The sequence below is a fragment of the Pantoea sp. USHLN298 genome (genome assembly GCF_037149395.1).
GTDB classification, from domain to species: domain Bacteria; phylum Pseudomonadota; class Gammaproteobacteria; order Enterobacterales; family Enterobacteriaceae; genus Pantoea; species Pantoea astica.
On the sequence record NZ_JBBCRO010000002.1, the window covers coordinates 530,198 to 548,321 of the forward strand.

At 56.5% G+C, this 18,124-nt stretch carries 18 protein-coding genes; 7 read left to right on the forward strand and 11 right to left on the reverse strand.

Going from position 1 to position 18,124, the window contains the following annotated elements; genetic code table 11:
• Window positions 1-20: 20 nt before the first annotated feature.
• On the reverse strand, window positions 21-869 hold the full coding sequence (locus WFK59_RS07200; RefSeq protein ID WP_233987929.1) for a hypothetical protein: 849 nt from the start codon (window positions 867-869) through the stop codon (window positions 21-23).
• Between the two features lie 268 nt (window positions 870-1,137).
• Here WFK59_RS07200 and WFK59_RS07205 point away from each other — a divergent pair, with 268 nt between their 5' ends.
• Window positions 1,138-1,836, forward strand: coding sequence for a DUF421 domain-containing protein (locus WFK59_RS07205; RefSeq protein ID WP_233987928.1), 699 nt, complete (start codon window positions 1,138-1,140; stop codon window positions 1,834-1,836).
• A gap of 2 nt (window positions 1,837-1,838) precedes the next feature.
• Entirely contained in the window at window positions 1,839-2,570 is a 732-nt protein-coding gene (locus tag WFK59_RS07210) for a DUF421 domain-containing protein (protein WP_336755451.1), read from the forward strand.
• Between the two features lie 232 nt (window positions 2,571-2,802).
• Here the strand turns inward: WFK59_RS07210 and WFK59_RS07215 are convergent, their stop codons facing one another.
• Together WFK59_RS07215 and cutC are read right to left on the reverse strand one after the other, a co-directional pair.
• A complete protein-coding gene (locus tag WFK59_RS07215; RefSeq protein WP_336755453.1) occupies window positions 2,803-3,222 on the reverse strand; it encodes a DUF1090 family protein in 420 nt (139 codons plus the stop codon).
• An 876-nt stretch (window positions 3,223-4,098) separates the two neighbouring features.
• Window positions 4,099-4,851, reverse strand: a complete 753-nt coding sequence (gene cutC / locus WFK59_RS07220) for a copper homeostasis protein CutC (RefSeq protein WP_233987874.1) — start codon at window positions 4,849-4,851, stop codon at window positions 4,099-4,101.
• A gap of 85 nt (window positions 4,852-4,936) precedes the next feature.
• Between cutC and WFK59_RS07225 the strand changes: the two genes are divergently transcribed.
• The gene (locus WFK59_RS07225) at window positions 4,937-6,082 is read left to right on the forward strand and encodes a MalY/PatB family protein (RefSeq protein ID WP_336755456.1); all 1,146 of its coding nucleotides are present in this window, start codon (window positions 4,937-4,939) and stop codon (window positions 6,080-6,082) included.
• Here the strand turns inward: WFK59_RS07225 and WFK59_RS07230 are convergent.
• Window positions 6,079-6,639: a VOC family protein gene (locus WFK59_RS07230; RefSeq protein WP_233987872.1), complete on the reverse strand. Its 561-nt coding sequence runs from the start codon at window positions 6,637-6,639 to the stop codon at window positions 6,079-6,081. The two genes, WFK59_RS07225 and WFK59_RS07230, sit on opposite strands and share 4 nt — an antisense overlap.
• 314 nt (window positions 6,640-6,953) lie before the next feature.
• Here WFK59_RS07230 and WFK59_RS07235 point away from each other — a divergent pair, with 314 nt between their 5' ends.
• The 4 genes from WFK59_RS07235 (at window position 6,954) to WFK59_RS07250 (ending at window position 11,193) form a co-directional block, all read left to right on the forward strand.
• Window positions 6,954-7,076, forward strand: a complete 123-nt coding sequence (locus WFK59_RS07235) for a hypothetical protein (RefSeq protein WP_007889544.1) — start codon at window positions 6,954-6,956, stop codon at window positions 7,074-7,076.
• 208 nt (window positions 7,077-7,284) lie between these two features.
• Window positions 7,285-9,015, forward strand: coding sequence for an arginine--tRNA ligase (argS, locus tag WFK59_RS07240; RefSeq protein WP_336755459.1), 1,731 nt, complete (start codon window positions 7,285-7,287; stop codon window positions 9,013-9,015).
• Between the two features lie 88 nt (window positions 9,016-9,103).
• A complete protein-coding gene (locus WFK59_RS07245; RefSeq protein ID WP_336755461.1) occupies window positions 9,104-10,024 on the forward strand; it encodes a LysR substrate-binding domain-containing protein in 921 nt (306 codons plus the stop codon).
• A 170-nt stretch (window positions 10,025-10,194) separates the two neighbouring features.
• Window positions 10,195-11,193 carry an aldo/keto reductase gene (locus WFK59_RS07250; protein ID WP_336755463.1) on the forward strand — a complete coding sequence of 333 codons (999 nt, stop codon included), beginning with the start codon at window positions 10,195-10,197 and terminating at the stop codon, window positions 11,191-11,193.
• A gap of 61 nt (window positions 11,194-11,254) precedes the next feature.
• Here the strand turns inward: WFK59_RS07250 and flhE are convergent, their stop codons facing one another.
• From flhE to cheR, 7 genes are all read right to left on the reverse strand, one after another.
• A complete protein-coding gene (flhE, locus tag WFK59_RS07255) occupies window positions 11,255-11,647 on the reverse strand; it encodes a flagellar protein FlhE (RefSeq protein WP_083067821.1) in 393 nt (130 codons plus the stop codon).
• Complete coding sequence (gene flhA / locus WFK59_RS07260; protein ID WP_233987868.1) at window positions 11,647-13,743, reverse strand: flagellar biosynthesis protein FlhA; 2,097 nt, start codon at window positions 13,741-13,743, stop codon at window positions 11,647-11,649. The genes flhE and flhA overlap by 1 nt, the downstream gene beginning before the upstream one ends.
• Complete coding sequence (flhB, locus tag WFK59_RS07265; RefSeq protein WP_094121242.1) at window positions 13,736-14,887, reverse strand: flagellar biosynthesis protein FlhB; 1,152 nt, start codon at window positions 14,885-14,887, stop codon at window positions 13,736-13,738. The genes flhA and flhB overlap by 8 nt, the downstream gene beginning before the upstream one ends.
• 191 nt (window positions 14,888-15,078) lie before the next feature.
• A complete protein-coding gene (gene cheZ, locus WFK59_RS07270) occupies window positions 15,079-15,720 on the reverse strand; it encodes a protein phosphatase CheZ (protein WP_094121241.1) in 642 nt (213 codons plus the stop codon).
• 9 nt (window positions 15,721-15,729) lie between these two features.
• The gene (cheY, locus tag WFK59_RS07275) at window positions 15,730-16,119 is read right to left on the reverse strand and encodes a chemotaxis response regulator CheY (RefSeq protein ID WP_094121240.1); all 390 of its coding nucleotides are present in this window, start codon (window positions 16,117-16,119) and stop codon (window positions 15,730-15,732) included.
• Between the two features lie 39 nt (window positions 16,120-16,158).
• The gene (locus WFK59_RS07280; RefSeq protein ID WP_233988161.1) at window positions 16,159-17,208 is read right to left on the reverse strand and encodes a protein-glutamate methylesterase/protein-glutamine glutaminase; all 1,050 of its coding nucleotides are present in this window, start codon (window positions 17,206-17,208) and stop codon (window positions 16,159-16,161) included.
• The gene (gene cheR / locus WFK59_RS07285) at window positions 17,208-18,077 is read right to left on the reverse strand and encodes a protein-glutamate O-methyltransferase CheR (RefSeq protein WP_233987867.1); all 870 of its coding nucleotides are present in this window, start codon (window positions 18,075-18,077) and stop codon (window positions 17,208-17,210) included. Before cheR ends, WFK59_RS07280 begins: the two co-directional genes overlap by 1 nt.
• Window positions 18,078-18,124 lie beyond the last annotated feature (47 nt).

The window sequence follows — 18,124 nt, forward strand, 5'->3', positions numbered from 1 at the left end:
GGCGATTGCCGAGTCGCCCGCTACTCTTCAGCGGCGGGCTGATCCCAGTACTCATATTTGTAGGCGGAGCTGAGATGGCGTTCGATGGTGCCGCGGGTAAACATCTCGGTTTCATGCAGATAGCTTAGAGTGCAGTTACCCGCCTGGTCCCACGACTGGCATTCATCGACGGTGCGGATGGTGCTCAGCGGCGTGGTGGCGGTGCCATTCAGACGCAGCTCGCGCCACTGGTTATCGTAGCTGTAGCTGTCGGTGCTGCGGGCTGAACTGGTACGGGTTACCAGACCCTGCTGATTCCAGCGATAGAGATATTCCCCGTTGGTCAGTTGATCGCTGCCGCGCGCCACGCTCTTTTGCAGCCGGAACTGGGGATCGTAACGATAGGTGGTGTCGGTAAATCCGCTGCTGCCCATGCTGGTAAATTTGTCCGACGCGCTGATGATGTTACCGTGCTGGCCCTTGTGCCAGTTAATCGTCCCCTGCCGGTTATCCACCACCACCTCTTTCCCCTCTTTCAGCACTTTCACCAGGTAAGCATATTCCGCCACCCAGCCGCCCTGCACTCTGGCGATGTGCTGCTCCATACTGAGGATCACGTTGCGCTCGTTCTTGTCATAGCTGACGTCAGCCACCAGCAAATCGCCACAGGCGTCAAACTGCCCCAGCACCCGCTTTTGAGAATTGACATCTTTGCCAAACTCACCGGCGATCACCTGCTTAACCGCGCCTTTTGCGCTTCCGCCCAGCAGGATCCAGTTATTACTGCTGGCAATAGCCCCGCTGTGCGGACCGCACTGGCTGGCCGCAAACAGCGGAGGACTCAACGCAGCCAGTAACAGGCTTGCGGCAACAATCGGTTCGCATTTCATAGGGTAAGTTCCAGACAACGTTGCGTTAAGTGTAAACGCTGCAGCGACGAATGGCGGTGTAGCGCAAAAATATCCGTTGTCAGATAGCGTCAATTATTTCATCGCCCGCAACCTAAAATCGCGCGCACTTTGTTCCGGTTTTATAACGTTTTTTAGCCTCTAAGCCAGACGGCACAAGGGTTAAGCGCGTTTCAGGCCGGGCGGAAAAATGAAATTCTGCCGATATACTTTTCACTCTGGCGTGAGTTAACCGGAGAAAAGATGAGTCATGAAGCAGGATGAAATCGCTTTGTCAGATATTGCGCGTCTGGTTTTTGGCCAGAATCCGCCAACGTTTCTGCTGGAGGTGATGGGACGGGCAGTGATCTGCTTTGTCCTGATAATTATCACATTACGTCTGCTGGGGCGTCGCGTGGCCTCACAATATACGTTGTTCGAACTCTCTGCGGTGGTGACACTGGCGGGTACGATGGGCGTTCCGTTGCTGGATGACAAACGCGGGCTGTTGCCGCCGCTGGTGATTATTGTCAGCCTGCTGGCGTTACAGCATCTGGCAGGCCATCTCAGCCTGGGTTCACGCCGCTTCGATCGGCTGCTGGCGGGTGGCGAACGGGTGCTACTGGATGAAGGTCGCCTGAAGCTGGAAACGCTGCGCGCCACCGTACTGTCACGCGAGAAACTGTTTTCGCTGCTGCGCGGTCGTGGCGTTCAGCATCTGGGCCAGCTCAGCCGCATCTACATCGAGCCTTCCGGTGCGTTGACGCTGATCTGGAGTGATACGCCGCGGCCCGGCCTGGCGATTGTGCCTCGCGGCGATCACGCCCTGATCGCCGCAATGGAGACCGGCGAGCATCAGGTCTGCGCCTCCTGCGGAAACCTGGCTGACCGCACCACGCCTGCTGACAGTGCCTGCCACGGTTGCCACGCGCACCAATGGCTGCCTGCGTCTGCGTCGCTGGAGGAGTGATCATGGGTGATCTTCTGCACCGCTGGCTGATAGGTGAAGCGCCCTGGTCCTTTGCGGCGGAAGTCCTGCTGCGCTTTCTGTGTATCTATCTGGTTTTACTGCTGGTGCTGCGGCTGATGGGCCGACGCTTCGCCGGTCAGTTAAGCATTATCGACCTGGCGATCATGATTATGCTGGGTGCTGCAATTGGTGCACCGTTACAGACGCCTGAAAAAGGGATACTGACCACTATCGTGTTGCTGATCACCCTGCTTGGCTGTTTTCGCCTGCTCTCCTGGTCCACGTTTTTTTCGCATCGGCTGGAAGTGCTGACCCAGGGTGACGCCACGATGCTGGTGATGGATGGGCGGCTGGCGCTGGAGCATCTGCACCATGCGGAGTTCTCCCGCGAACGTACCTTTTCCGAACTGCGCTCAATGGGGATTCAGCATCTGGGAGAGGTGCGGCGCGCCTGGCTGGAACCTTCCGGCCGGGTCAGCCTGTTGTGCTACCGGCAACCTCGTGCCGGATTATGGTTATTACCTGAACAGAACCAGCAGTTTAACCAGCATATTGCGGTTGATGACCGCTTCGCCTGCGGTCATTGCGGTTATGTAGTGCAGAGTAAAGCGCAGCCGGAACAGCGGTGTGATTATTGCGAACAGCAGGCATGGCGGCCGGCGGTGAAGCGACTGGGAACGGAAAAAATTTATGATCCGCATCAGAAAGAGCATCCGCGCGAGGCGGGCGAATAACAGAGCGCAGTTAAGTACGTGAGGGTTCAGTTAAGCTGGGTAAAGCATGACTTCTCACCCGGTTGAAGGGGAATAGCGCAACGTGAACCAATCGAAACGCTATGCGTTGAGCAACCCTGGAACCGCCCGAAAACAGGTTGCGCCTCGCGAGCGCTGAATCACGATCGGTTAAGATTAAAAAGTAAAAAAGGCTCTCTATGAGAGCCTTTCAACATCGTCTGTTACGCGGTGATTAGTTCAGGCGCTCAGCATCGTCCTGAGCTTCTTTCAGGTCAATTTTAGCGGATTCAAGCTTGAGTTTTTTCTCTTCAACTTTATGTGTTTTCTGAGAGATTCTGTCGAGCCGACCCTCTTCTTTCGCTTCCGCCAGTTCCTGCTGCGCCTGCTGCAGTTCAAGCTCTGCTTTTTTAACCTTTAACTCTTTCTTACTGACGTTATGGGTCGCCTGGCGTGCCTGACGGTCGTCTGAGCAGTAGGTTTGCACCTTATTACGTGCAATTTCCAGCCTGGAGACCTCCGCGCTATTTCCGCTATTTCTGGCCATTTCGCTTTTAGCGCTAATATCAGCAAGCTGTTCGCTGCATGACTGTGTAGCAGCAAGCGTTACCGCTGGCGACGAAAGTAATAGTATCGTTAAGAAAGTCTTTTTCATTAAATTTCACTCCTTGTTAAAAACCAGGTCTTACCTGGAAAACATCCACGGCGGTATATCAGCGAAAATCGACGTAATAAGAATCTACCTTTCCTTTCATTCAAGTCAAATAAAATAATAGCCAGGCCTGAGGAAATATTTTATTGCACTCTATGCATTCCATAATGACAATAATAAAGACGCGCGGTGATCTTTACTTTTTTATTTACGCCCAATGACAGATGGCGACACCCATGCAGATCTCTTTACAATGCCGGACTTTACGCTAATTGCTTTCTGTATTTCAGGCGTCACTTCTTTACTGACAGTTAGCGCAAAAAATAAAGCAGTGAGATGAAATTCCAGCGTTTCCCTGCAGGGGATTAAGAAAAGTCGGCGCAGCGTTCAACGTTTCGCAGTCGTTGCGGACTGGAAAGAAAGCATTGGAATAAGTTACGGAATAATACTACCAAAAATGATAACGTAACCGGCGTAGATTGTGGATCGCTGAATATAAAACCAGCGCACAACGATAAAAAACATTATATCGAAAAGTCAGCTTACCGGACGGAAAAATAATCAGAAAAATCGCGAGTGGTTATATTCAGTAGTCCGATGTTTAGCGTGAAGGTGCGACGGATTAAGCTATAAAGCCTTGCCGAAGACGACATGGATGATTTCAGCTCACAGATTACGTCCGACGCGCAGCGCCTTCTGTCCGCACGGCATCAGACCAGAATGCTGCACTATGCTGCACTATGCCGCAGCGCCGCGGCCGCGTGGTTCGGCTAAAGATTTTGTTGCGGGCAAAAAGAACCCCAGCAAGCATACTGGGGTTTGGTACTTGCAAACACCACGTCAATGATCGGCGTGCTGCGCGGCAAAATCGGTCATGATTCAGGCCACCCGAACGGTGCTCATCTGCATCACGCTTTTCATCGCTTCCACCACATCGCCATCCACACAATAGCGGCTGAACTCGTCGGTTTCGGCTTCAGAACACATGGACACACCCGCTTTACGGTAGCGCATCGGCGAAGCGACTAACCGGCTTGCCGAGCTGTGAACTTCACGTATACCCATGTCGAGGAACTTTTGCAGGTTACTGAGACGAACACCGGCACCTGCCATAATGATAGGACCTGTACTCGCCTCATTAAGTTCCTTGAGTAATGCAATTCCGTTCTCCGCGCTCTGCTGCTGGCCGGAAGTGAGAATGCGCGCCACGCCGAGATCGGTCAGCTCTTCCAGCGTCCGCTTCGGACTGTGGCACAGGTCGAAAGCGCGGTGAAAGGTCACCGCCAGTCCGTCGCACAGCGCCATAATCTGCCGCATCTGACCCCGATGGATATGCGCATCCTCATTCAGCATGCCGATGACCAGCCCGGGAAAACCGAGCTCACGGATCAATGCAACGTCAGATTTCATCGCCTCAAATTCGCGTGCGGTGTAGCAAAAATCTCCGCCGCGTGGCCGGACAATGGGATGAACCGGAATTGAAACCTCACGTCGGGCCGCATGAAGCATGCCTGCCGACGGGGTTAATCCCCCTTCTCGCGGTGCGGCACAGAGTTCAACCCGATCGGCGCCGGCCTGCTGCGCGGTCACTGCGCAATCCACGCCATAGCAGCAAATTTCCAGTGTGGTCATTCTCTTCTCCTTTACATGACTCTGGTTCAAGGCAGATTCATCAGTTAGTCTGGCTGCTGGAATGAGTTTACCGGGAAAGTTAACTATGGCATTCAATTTCGACCAACGGATAGACCGTCGTCACAGCGATAGCCTTAAATGGAACAAATATGCGGACCAGGACATTCTGCCGTTATGGGTGGCGGATACGGATTTTCGATCCCCTGAGGCTGTGATCGAAGCGATACAGGCCCGCGCCGAACATGGCATTTTTGGTTATGGCGATAAGCCTGTCGGTTTCATTGACAGCGCGATTGCGTGGCTGGCCTCGCGCTATCACTGGCACGTTAATCCCGAATGGATTGTGGTGCTGCCTGGCGTGGTGACCGGGTTAAATCTTGCGGTGCGTGCCTTTACTGCTCCGGATGAACGCAGCATTGCACCGACGCCCATCTATCCGCCGTTTCGCGGTGCAGCAAAACTGGCGGAGCGAGGTCAGCTGAACCTGCCGCTGATTCTGCAACAGGGACGCTGGCTGCTGGATCTGGCAGCGGCAGACGGGCAGATGACGGGCAAAGAGCGGTTGCTGATGTTGTGCAATCCCCAGAATCCGGGAGGCACGGTCTATCGGCGTGATGAACTGCAGGCGCAACTGGCGTTTGCTCAGCAGCATGATCTGATCGTCTGTTCCGACGAGATCCACTGTGATCTGGTGCTGGAACCCGGCGTGCAGCATATTCCGTTTGCCACCCTGAGCGAAGACGCGGCACTGCGCTCGATTACGCTGCTGTCACCGTCCAAAAGTTTCAATATTGCCGGACTGGGTGCGTCCATCGCCATCATCCCCAATCCTGAACTCCGCGCACGCTTTGATCGTGTCCGGCGTGGCATCGTGCCGGATGTTGATATTCTGGCGCTGACGGCCGCAGAAGCGGCGTGGCGCGAAGGCAGTGACTGGCTCAGCGCACAGAATGACTACCTGCGCAGCAACCGTGACTGGCTGGTGTCGCAGGTGAATAAGCTCAGCGGGCTGTCGCTTTCAGCGCCTGAGGCGAGTTATCTGGCCTGGATCGATGCGCGCGGTCTGGGTGTGGCCAGCCCGGCGCTCTACTTTGAAAAACATGGGCTGGGGCTGTCAGCCGGACGCGAGTTTGGTGACGACCAGTTTGTCCGTCTCAACTTTGGCTGTACCCGCGCCCTGCTCGATGAGGCGGTTGCTCGTCTGCAGCGCGCCGTTGCTGCCCGGCCTTAGCCTTGCTCGCTGGCGACGATCTCCTCCAGTCGCCACGGATGAAATTTAATGGTTGTCTGCCCATCTGTGACCGCCAGGGTCGGATTCGGCAGACGCTCATTTTCGCCCTGCGGCGAGCTGGTTTTGAACGAAATACCGGGCTGAGTCAGGGCGTCATCGGATAACAGCGCCATAGCCCGCACGCCCAGCGTCTGATGATCGCCGCGCAGCACCACTTCGATATGCTCCCATCCTTCATGACGGTAACGTTTCTCGCCGGGCCACGGCAACTCAACCACATCCACCGGCCAGCCTGCTACCTGCAGTGGCTGATGCAATTTAAACAGGCAGATTGGCCGGCCATTAATCATGGCCTGGGAAAACTGACTGCCGATCTGTTGCAGCCCTTGCTGCCAGCGTATTGCCGTCGCTTCCTGATGACAACGCACCGCAATGTGATCGATTTCAAGATCGTTAAGTTGTAAACCCAGCCTCTGTGCAAAACTTTGCAACGATTCTTCAAAACGTTGCAAATCTGTCTTTAAATCATCCAATTCAGCGGGAAAAGATCGGTTCAAAACGGGAAATCCTCTCGGTTTGTTTAAACTTTATTATCAATCGAACCCCTGGCCTGCGCGGCCTTGCGCATGACAAAATGGTAAGATTCATCCTATTTAACCCATTATTTCCTGCAAAAGCGTATAAGAACAGCTTTCAATTCGGATTAATCCCCTCTTTAGGTCCATGAGTTAATTGATGAAAGTGACTTAAATTCATGATTTATATCACCTTCTTTAATACAATAAGATAAGTCTTATTTGGCACTCAAACAATTGCAGCCACCTCCTCTTTCTTATAAATTTGACCCAACACAACCAAAAGGAATGGCTATATGTCTATGCTCATCGTTGTCGCAGTCCTGATCGCACTGATGGGATTTGCAATTTCCCGCCATTGGAAGGTGCGTGAAGATAAAAGCGTCAAGAACCCTCGCCGTCATCCACGACGTCGTTAAAGCCCCTGGGAAACATCTTCGGCTCTGTTTCCCCGCTTCATCCAAATACTGACGCCCACCGACATTTCACGTATACTTTTCCCCTCATTTTTTTCCATTTTGTCTGTTCCATCCGTTTCTGTCACTCCGTTGCGCGATGCTGCCAGGCAAGATGATGACGGCTCGACTCAACAGGTTCGGGCGTTGTTCAGCACATGAAGGTAACTCGGTGAATATTCAGGCTCTTCTTTCCGCAAAAGTCAGTCAGGCAATGGTTTTAGCCGGCGCTCCCGCCGATTGCGAACCGCAGGTTCGTCAGTCCGCCAGGGTCCAGTTTGGTGATTATCAGGCCAACGGTATTATGGCCGTGGCGAAAAAGCTGGGACAGGCACCGCGACAATTAGCGGAAGCAGTGATCCAGCATCTCGACCTGACCGGCATCGCCAGTAAAGTTGAAATTGCCGGACCGGGCTTCATCAACATCTTCCTCGACCACCACTGGCTGGCGACCCACGCCCGCGAAGCACTGACTCTGCCGCGCCTCGGCGTGCAACTGGCCGAGCCGCAGACCATCGTGGTGGATTACTCTGCGCCGAACGTGGCCAAAGAGATGCATGTCGGCCATGTGCGCTCCACCATCATTGGTGATGCGGCGGTCCGCACGCTGGAGTTTCTCGGCCATCGGGTGATTCGCGCCAACCACGTCGGTGACTGGGGTACCCAGTTCGGTATGCTGATTGCCTTCCTCGAAAAACAGCAAAACGAGCATCACGCCGAGATGGCGCTGGCCGATCTGGAAGCGTTCTACCGTGAAGCCAAGCGGACTTACGACGAAGATCCAGAATTTGCCGAGCGGGCACGTAGCTATGTGGTCAAACTGCAGGGCGGCGACGACTATTGCCGCCAGATGTGGAAAAAACTGGTCGACATCACCATGAGTCAGAACCAGAAAATTTATGACCGCATGAATGTCACCCTGACGCGCAAAGATGTGATGGGTGAGAGCCTCTACAACGATATGCTGCCCGGCATCGTCGCTGACCTGAAACAGAAAGGGTTAGCGGTGGAAAGTGAAGGCGCGACCGTGGTGTTCCTGGATGAGTTCCAGAACAAAGAAGGCGAACCGATGGGCGTCATCATCCAGAAAAAGGATGGCGGCTACCTCTACACCACCACCGATATCGCCTGCGCCAAATATCGTTATGAAACCCTGAAGGCCGATCGGGTGCTCTACTACATCGACTCGCGTCAGCATCAGCATCTGGTGCAGGCCTGGACTATCGTGCGTAAAGCGGGCTATGTGCCGGAGTCGGTACCGCTGGAACACCACGCGTTCGGCATGATGCTGGGCAAAGATGGTCGTCCGTTCAAGACCCGTAGCGGCGGCACCATCAAGCTGGCCGATCTGCTCGATGAAGCCTATCAGCGTGCCTATACCCTGGTGCGTGAGAAGAACCCGGAGATGAGCGAAGCGGAAGTGAAAACGCTGGCGGAAGTGGTGGGCATCAGCGCGGTGAAATACGCTGACCTGTCGAAAAGCCGCACCACCGACTACATCTTTGACTGGGATAACATGCTGGCGTTTGAAGGCAACACCGCGCCTTACATGCAGTACGCTTATACCCGCGTGCTGTCGGTATTCCGTAAAGCCGGTATTGACGCTGATGCACTGGATGCAGAGATTGTGATCAGCGAAGAACGTGAAGCGCAGCTGGCCACCCGTCTGTTGCAGTTCGAAGAGGTGATCACTCAGGTGGCGCGCGACGGTACGCCGCACGTGATGTGTGCCTATCTCTACGATCTGGCCGGTCTGTTCTCCGGCTTCTACGAGCACTGCCCGATCCTCAGCGCGGAATCAGAAGAAACCCGCCTGAGCCGGCTACAGCTGGCCGCGCTGACCGCGAAAACGCTGAAGCAGGGTCTGGATACGCTGGGTATCGACACCGTCGAGCGCATGTAATCTCAGAAACGGAGAGGTTTTCCCTCTCCGTTTCTGATCTCAGTATCCTCTCTGAACTTCCCCCCAATCTCCGCAGCAGGAGCGTGTTATGTCTGTCGCCGCGCACCTCATCAGCAGCCACCTTCCCACCATTAAACAGTTGCAGTGCTTTCTGGCTGTCGCGCACGAGCTTAATTTTCGCCGGGCCGCAGAGCGACTCAGCATGACGCAGCCTCCGCTTACCCGCCAGATTCAAAGCCTGGAAGATCTGCTCGGTCAGTTGCTGTTCAGTCGCACAACCCATGAGGTAACGCTCACCGAAGCGGGCCGTGCGCTGGTGGCGAAAGCAGAAGCGATCCTCAGTGCGCTGAGTGCCTTAAAGCAGGAAGCGCAGCCTGCCGCACGGCTGCGCATCGGGCTGACCCGCACGCTAAACTTTGAACTGATCGCGCCGCTCAATAAGCAACTCGCCGCTTTTCATGCCCGTGTTGAGATGGAAATGCCCAGCCTGACTTCCGCTCAGCTGTTGCAAAGCCTCGCAAAAAACAGCCTGGATTTGATCCTCACCGGCGAAAAAGGTCCGGAAGCGGAAAAAGCTGTCCAGTACGCCTGGGTTCACCGCGAGCCGCTTCTGGTCGCGATGCCGTCGGCCCATCCGGCCAGTCTGGCGGCAAAAGTCTCACCGGAGGCGCTGGCTGACCTGCCGCTGTTCTGGTTCGCGCGCAGTGCCAATCCGCAGTTTTACGATAAATGCGAGCGCTACTTCGCCATGCTCAGCGTCACGCTGAAGCGAGTGAGAGAGCCGGAAGATTCCCTGCTGATGCTGTCGCACATCGCCAGAGGTAAAGGCTGCGCGCTGATGCCGCAGTCAAAATGTACCTTTAATCAGGCAGGACTCTGTTACCGCCCGCTGACGGAAGGCGCGGCGCAACAGCTGGCGATTGATGTTTATGCGGCCATTCGCGCTGATGAAAACAATGAGGCGGTTCTCGATGCGCTGAGAACACTCTCGCAGTCCGCTGAACGCTGAGCCCCGCGCGTCTGCGCGGCTGAGTCGCGGTTTCCCTTCTTCCGCGCGGCCTGTCGCCCGTCCTGATGTTGTCCCCTCTCGTCCCTGATACCTTTTTTGCATGACGGAAAGAGCAATTCATTGCTGTCGCACGGAGTGAAACAATCGCGTCTCACTTACGAGGAGAGACAATGAAAAAGCGAACGTTAACTCAGGGTCTGGATGTCAGCGCCATCGGCTACGGCGCGATGGGGCTAAGCGAATTTTATGGTCAGATCGATGATCGTCACTCCCTGCAACTGCTCAGCCAGCTGCGCGAGCTGGATATCACTTTTATTGATACCGCCGATCTCTACGGACGTGGCCACAACGAGCAGCTGATCGGAGAGTTTCTTGCCGGGCTGAGCAAGTCTGAACGGCTGAAATTCACCGTCGCCACCAAATGTGGCATTGAGCGTCCGGCGGATGCGGCCTATGCCCGCACCATTAATAATCAGCCAGACTACATTACCCGCAGCTGCCATGCCTCCCTGAAACGGCTGGGCGTCGAGCGTATCGATCTCTTTTATCTGCATCGCATCAGTCCGGCGACCCCGATTGAGGAGAGCATGCAGTGTCTCAGCCGCCTGGTGCAGGAAGGTAAAATCGCCCGGATTGGATTGTGTGAAGCCTCTGCCGCAACGCTGAACCGGGCGCAGGCGATCCACCCGCTGGCCGCGCTGCAGACGGAATATTCACTCTGGACGCGAGACATCGAAGAGGAAATTCTGCCAGCGGTGAAAAAGCTCGGTATCGGCCTGGTGCCCTATTCGCCGCTGGGCAGAGGTTTCCTGACCGGTAAATACCGTAAAAACAGCGATTTTGCTGAAGGTGATTTCCGCAAAAATAATGACCGTTTCCAGCAGGAAAATATCGATCACAATCTCCAGCTTCTTAACGCGGTAACGCCGCTGGCGGAGAAGTATCACGCCACTACCGGGCAGATTGCGCTGGCCTGGCTACTGGCACAGTATGAAAAAATTGTGCCGATTCCAGGCACCAAACAGATCGCTTATCTCACTGAAAACGCGGAAGCCGCAGCTATCGAGCTGGAAGAGGAAGATATCGGGTTGCTGGATGCTGTTCATCAACAGGTTGAAGTTAAAGGCGGCCGCTACTCTGAGGAGGGAATGAAGGGGGTTAACGCCTGAACACAAACTATGCACTTGCGCACTGTGCCCAGGTGCGCCAGTCAATTCAGCAACGATATCCTTACTCGTAATTGACCATAACTTCACTGCTCACCACCCTTAAACCGGGTGGCAGAGCCCCGCTTCCGGCAAAACCAAACACCATGTGCAAAGTCTCACCGGCGCTCAGATGTGCCAACCCGCGTGTGGTGCCGCTGGCCCCCTCCAGGGAAGTGCAGCGCTGTTCGCCGCACAGCCGCACCTGCAGGCCGGACGGGGCCGGTCTGCTCAGCTGATAACGCCAGTTAACGACGCTGACCTCCCCGCTAATGTCGGCGGGCGGCGTCAGCGGCTGCGCCCGTTGCCAGCTGCCGCGGTTAGCCAGCAGCGGCCCATTGGCCGAAGCACTCCAGGCACCACCGGCCGCCTGCGCCATCAGTGGCAGCATCACGAATGCCATCACCAGCCAGCGCATTATTTGCCTCCGATGGTGGCGGTCATCCGAATCTGGCGGTTATCGCTCAGCTCCAGATTCGACAGCACCACCAGCTGCGGCAGGTTGCGTCGCAGGAAGCGCGCCAGTAACGCCCGCAGCGGATGGTTCACCAGCAGCACCGGCGGTGCGCCGAGCATCTCCTGACGCTGCAGCGCCGCCTGCGCCTGGCTCAGCAGCCGATCAGCCAGGCCCGGTTCCAGTCCGCCGCCGCCCTGCAACGCCTGTAATAACAAGCGTTCCAGCGTGGAATCCAGTCCGATCACCTGCACTTCATCGTTGCCCGGGAACCACTGCTGAGTAATGGCGCGGCCCAGCGCCACGCGCACCACGCTGGTCAGCTCCTGAGGATCGCTCTGCACTGGCGCATGTTCAGCCAGCGTTTCGATGATGGTGCGCATATCACGAATGGATACCCGCTCCACCAGCAGGTTTTGCAGCACCTTGTGCAGCGTGGTCAGCGAAATCACGCCCGGCACCAGGTCTTCCGTCAGCTTCGGCATCTCCTGAGTGACGCGATCCAGCAGTTGCTGCGCTTCCTGACGGCCAAACAGCTCGCTGGCAAATTGCCCAATCAGATGGTTAAGGTGGGTGGCCACCACGGTGCTCGCTTCCACTACGGTAAAGCCCTGGATCTGCGCCTGCTCTTTCAGCGCACTGTCAATCCAGACCGCTGCCAGCCCAAACGCCGGATCGACGGTGGCTTCACCCGGCAGACTGCCTGCCGCGGTGCCTGGGTTGATCGCCATCCAGCGGCCAGGATAGGCATCGCCGCTGCCGATTTCGACCCCTTTCATCAGAATACGGTAGCGCGCCGGTGGCAGTTCCATGTTGTCACGAATGTGGACCACCGGCGGCAGGAAGCCCACGTCCTGCGCCACTTTTTTACGGATACTGCGGATGCGGCCCAGCAGTTCGCCATTTTGCAGATGATCGACCATCGGAATCAGCCGGTAGCCCACTTCCATTCCCAGCGTGTCTTCCAGCTGGACATCGGTCCACGACGCTTCGGCGGTGGCGGGCGTGTCCGGCGCTTTGGTGATGCTGCCCGGCGTTGCTTCCGACTTTTTGTTCGGCTGCATTTCACGTCCGCGCAGCCACCAGGCCAGACCGAGTAAGGCCGCGGTAAACAGCAGGAACACGAAGTTTGGCATACCCGGCACCAGCCCCAGCAGGCCGATGACGCCGGCGCTCAGCATCAGCACCCGCGGATCTTTGAACAGCTGGGTCACCATCTGCTCGCCAACGTCCTGATCGGTCGCCACGCGGGTTACGATAACGCCCGCCGCGGTAGAGATCACCAGCGCCGGGATCTGCGCGACCAGGCCGTCACCGATGGTCAGCAGGGTATAGGTTTCCGCCGCGTGCCCCACGTCCATGCCGTGTTGCACCACGCCGACCAGCAGGCCGCCGATAACGTTGATCACCATGATCATGATACCGGCAATGGCATCGCCGCGAACGAACTTACTGGCACCGTCCATCGAACCGTAGAAGTCCGCTTCCTGGGTCACTTCAGAACGGCGGCGTTTAGCTTCATCTTCGCCAATCAGACCGGCGTTGAGGTCGGCGTCGATCGCCATCTGCTTACCGGGCATCCCGTCAAGCACAAAGCGCGCGCCCACTTCTGCGATACGGCCCGCACCCTTGGTGATGACCATAAAGTTGATGATCACCAGGATGATAAACACCACGATACCGATGGCGAAGTTGCCGCCGACCAGGAAGTGACCAAAGGCCTCAACCACCTGACCCGCCGCTGCCGCACCGGTATGCCCTTCCATCAGAATGATACGGGTTGAGGCGACGTTCAGCGCCAGACGCAGCAAGGTGGAGAACAGCAGAATGGTCGGGAATGCCGCAAATTCCAGCGTACGCTGGGTGAACATCGCCACCAGCAGGACCATGATCGACAGCGCAATGTTAAAGGTGAACAGCAGATCGAGGATGAACGGCGGTAACGGCAGCACCATCATCGACAGGATCATCAGGATCAGTACCGGACCCGCCAGTACCTGCCACTGCATATCTTTAAAGTTGCCCGGTAAACGTAGTTTTGCGGCCAGGTTATTAGCCATCGTTTTTGCTCTCTCCTGCAAAGTCCATCTCTGCCGGGACCGGCAGGTTTTTCGGTTTGGTCGGGATCAGGCCGCCTTCGCGCTTCCAGCGGCGTGACTGCCAGACCCATGCCAGCACTTCCGCCACCGCCGCATAGAGCGCGCCGGGGATGTGCTGTCCAATTTCAGTGTGTCGGTATAACGCACGCGCCAGCGGCGGTGCTTCCAGAACCGGTATGCGGTGTTCCGCACCCAGTTCACGAATACGCAGGGCAATCTCGCCCGCGCCTTTGGCAATCACCTTCGGCGCACTCATCTTCTTCTCGTTGTACTGCAGCGCCACCGAATAGTGGGTCGGGTTAGTGACGATGACGTCAGCCTTCGGCACATCGGCCATCATGCGGCGGCGGGCGGCGGCGCGCATCTGCTGGCGAATACGCCCTTTAACGTGCGGATCGCCCTCCTGCTGCTTGTGCTCATCGCGGATTTCCTGACGCGACATGCGCAGCTTTTTGTAATAGCTGTAGAGCTGCCAGAAAACGTCGTAACCCACCATCGGCACCAGCCCCAGCATCACCAGGGTGCAGCAGATGGCGATCATATCCATGCCGTGTATCAGGGCGGTGATCGGGGATTCGCTGATCAGACGCAGCATCTCCGGCCAGTGAGCGTAGATGTACCAGCAGCCAACGGCGCCCACCAGCACGGTCTTGAGAATGCCTTTAAACAGTTCGGTCCAGGCCTGTGCGGCAAACATGCGCTTGAAACCGGCCATCGGACTGAGCTTGGTGAAGTCGACCTTGATCGACTTGCCGCTGATCACAATGCCGCCCAGCAGCATCGGCGCAGCAATCGCGACCAGCACCAGTCCGCCCATCAGCGGCAGCAGCGCCATCAGCGCCTGACCAATCAGGCTGCCGATGTGGCTGATGATAATTTTATCGTCGGTCACCATGCCGTGATCGAAACGCAAACCGGTGGCGACCATGCTGGCCAGCCGGTGCGCCATCATGGTGCCGCCCATCCACAGAATCATGATGCCGGCCAGCAGCATCAGTAATGAGGTCAGCTCGCGCGATCGCGGGATCTGCCCATCCTCACGCGCTTTTTCAAGTCGGTGCGCGGTGGGCGATTCTGTTTTGTCCTCGTCGCTCTCTTCAGCCACGACAAACCTCGGTTGGCAGGAATTCTGAGCATAGAATGCCAAATTTGAGTGGGGTTAAAGCGCAGATAAAACGGGAAAAAGGGGCGTTCTTTGACGGATGAGTCGGGCAAAGCAGAGCGGGCCCACCGTCTGGTGGACCCGTAACAGAGAGGTGCAGCCGTGTCGCCAGCCCGCAGGCTGGCTTCAGCCGATTAAAATCCTAAGCTGTCCAGCAGGTCATCAACCTGATCCTGGTTCGCCACCACGCCAGGTGCATCGGCGTGAATCTGCGGACCGTTCAGCAGGCTGGTGCCTTCCTGACGCTTCTCGGCACTGACTTCCGGCATGTTCTCCAGCAGCACCATTAACAGCTGGCGCTCAATCTCCTGGATCACATCCATCATGCGCTTGATGACCTGACCGGTCAGGTCCTGGAAATCCTGCGCCATCATGATTTCAAGCAGCTGCTTGTTGGTAAAGGACGTATGATCCGGCACGGCAGCAAGGAATTCGCGAGTATCCGTTACCAACTCACGCGCATCGGCCAGTTCAATTGGGTTTTCAAACCATTGGTCCCAACGCCCTTTCAGCTGGGTTGCCCCGGCTTCCATCTTATCCTGATGCGGTTGTGCCGCCTCAACGCAGTTCAACGCACGGTCGGCGGCCTGCGCCGTCATCTGCACCACATAATCCAGACGATCGCGGGCATCGGGAATGGCTTCAGCCGCATCGGCAATCGCCTGATCCAGCCCCAGCTCGCGCAGGCTGTCGCGCAGCATACGCGTCAGAGAGCCGATGCGGGTAATGATGTCGTGTGCCGAGGCATCCTCAGTTGGTTTCGGAAGGTCGCTCATCACATCTCCTTACATGCCCAGTTTTTCGAAAATTTTGCCCAGCTTTTCTTCCAGCGTCGCCGCCGTGAACGGTTTCACGACGTATCCGCTGGCGCCAGCCTGAGCGGCAGCGATAATGTTCTCTTTCTTCGCTTCTGCGGTGACCATCAGTACCGGCATGCTGCTCATCGCGGCATCGGCACGGATGGTTTGCAGCAGCTGCAGGCCATCCATGTTCGGCATGTTCCAGTCGGAAATGACGAAGTCAAAACCACCCGCTTTCAGCTTTGAGAGCGCATCCACGCCATCTTCTGCTTCTTCAACGTTGTTGAAGCCCAGCTCTTTCAGCAGGTTACGCACAATACGACGCATCGTATTGAAGTCGTCTACCACCAAAAAGCGCATGTTTTTATCAGCCATATCTACTCCTGTGTTATCTCGCCCGGCAGGACGGGCCTGTTAAATACGCAATGCCTGTCCGGCGCTAATTTTCGCCAGCATGTGCTGGCTGATGTTGCTTAAATCCACGACTTCACTCACGCCGCCCGTGGCTATCGCCTCACGCGGCATGCCAAATACCACACAGCTGGCTTCGTTCTGGGCAATGGTCCAGGCACCAGCCCGATGCATTTCCAGCATCCCGGCGGCCCCGTCGTTGCCCATGCCAGTGAGGATCACCCCGACCGCATTGCGTCCGGCGTTGATCGCCACCGATTTAAACAGCACATCCACAGAGGGTTTGTGCCGGTTGACCGGTGGCCCTTCGTTCAGTTTCACCACGTAGTTGGCACCGCTGCGGCCCAGCTCCATGTGCATCGCACCCGGCGCGATGTAGGCGTGTCCCGGCAGAATACGCTCGCCGTCTTCGGCCTCTTTCACCGTGATCTGACACAGCTTGTTCAGCCGCTCAGCAAAAGAGCGGGTAAAGCCTGGCGGCATATGCTGAGTAATCAGCAGCGCCGGGCTGGTGGCTGGCAGCGGCTGCAGCACATGGCGAATCGCCTCGGTACCGCCGGTTGACGAACCAATCGCAATCAGCTTCTCGCTGCTCAGCAACGGACCCGCTTTCAGCGTCGCCGGCACCGGCATCGCCGCCCGGTTATGCAGACGGGCGCGGGCGGCAGCACGAATTTTGTCGCCAATCATCTGGCTGTAAGCCAGCATCCCTTCACGAATCCCGAGTTGCGGTTTGGTGACGAAGTCCACCGCACCCAGCTCCAGCGCCCGCAGGGTAATTTCCGAGCCTTTTCCGGTCAGCGATGAGACCATCACCACCGGCATTGGCCGTAAACGCATCAGTTTTTCGAGGAAGTCGAGGCCATCCATGCGCGGCATTTCCACATCCAGCGTCAGCACCTGCGGATTAAACTGCTTAATCAGATCGCGGGCGACTAACGGATCGGGCGCAGTCGCGACCATCTCCATATCCGGATGGCTATTGATGATTTCCGTCATCAGTTGCCGCATCAGCGCAGAGTCATCTACGCACATCACGGTGATTTTGCTCATCATCTTTCCTTCGTCAGTCCATAGACGGTTTGCCCACGCAGCCAGAACTCTTTACTGATCTGACTAAAGTTCTCTGAGTGACCGGCAAACAGAATGCCGCCGGGCTTCAGCAAGGGAACAAACCGACGCAGAATTTTCTCCTGCGTCTCTTTATCGAAATAGATCATCACATTGCGGCAGAAAATGGCGTCGAACTGGCCTGGCAGCGCCCAGTCATTCGCCAGCAAATTGAGCTGTGCGTAGCTGACCATGCTGGCCAGTTCAGAACGTACCCGCACCATGCCAGCATGTGGACCGGTACCGCGCAGGAAGAAGCGTTGCAGTTGCGCCGGTGACAGCGTACGCAGCTCCTCCTGGCGATAGACGCCCGCCACCGCTTTTTCCAGCACCTGGGTGTCGATATCGCTGGCGTGAACCTGGAACTTACCCGGTCCGGTCCCCAGCGTTTCGGCCAGCGTCATGGCAATCGAGTAAGGCTCTTCACCGGTCGACGCGGCGGTACTCCAGACGCTGAAATTACCCTGACGCTTACGCGCATGGTCCGCGAGGATCGGAAAGTGATGCGCCTCGCGGAAAAACGCGGTCAGGTTGGTGGTCAGCGCATTGATAAACGCCTGCCATTCCGCACTGTTCGGATCGTGTTCCAGCAGCGCCAGGTAACGACCAAAATCATCGATATTCAGCGTGCGCAGACGACGTACCAGACGGTTGTAAACCATTTCGCGCTTGTGATCGGCCAGCACGATACCGGCACGCTGATAGATCAGCTGGCTGATACGACGGAAATGCGTATCTGACAGCGGTAAGCGCTGCACCATTTGCGACAGCAGCGTCGTCGTCTCATTTTGCTCGAATGTCGATTTTTTCATTTCTGCACCTGGCCTGAACTAAAACACATTAACTTTCTGCTGCGATG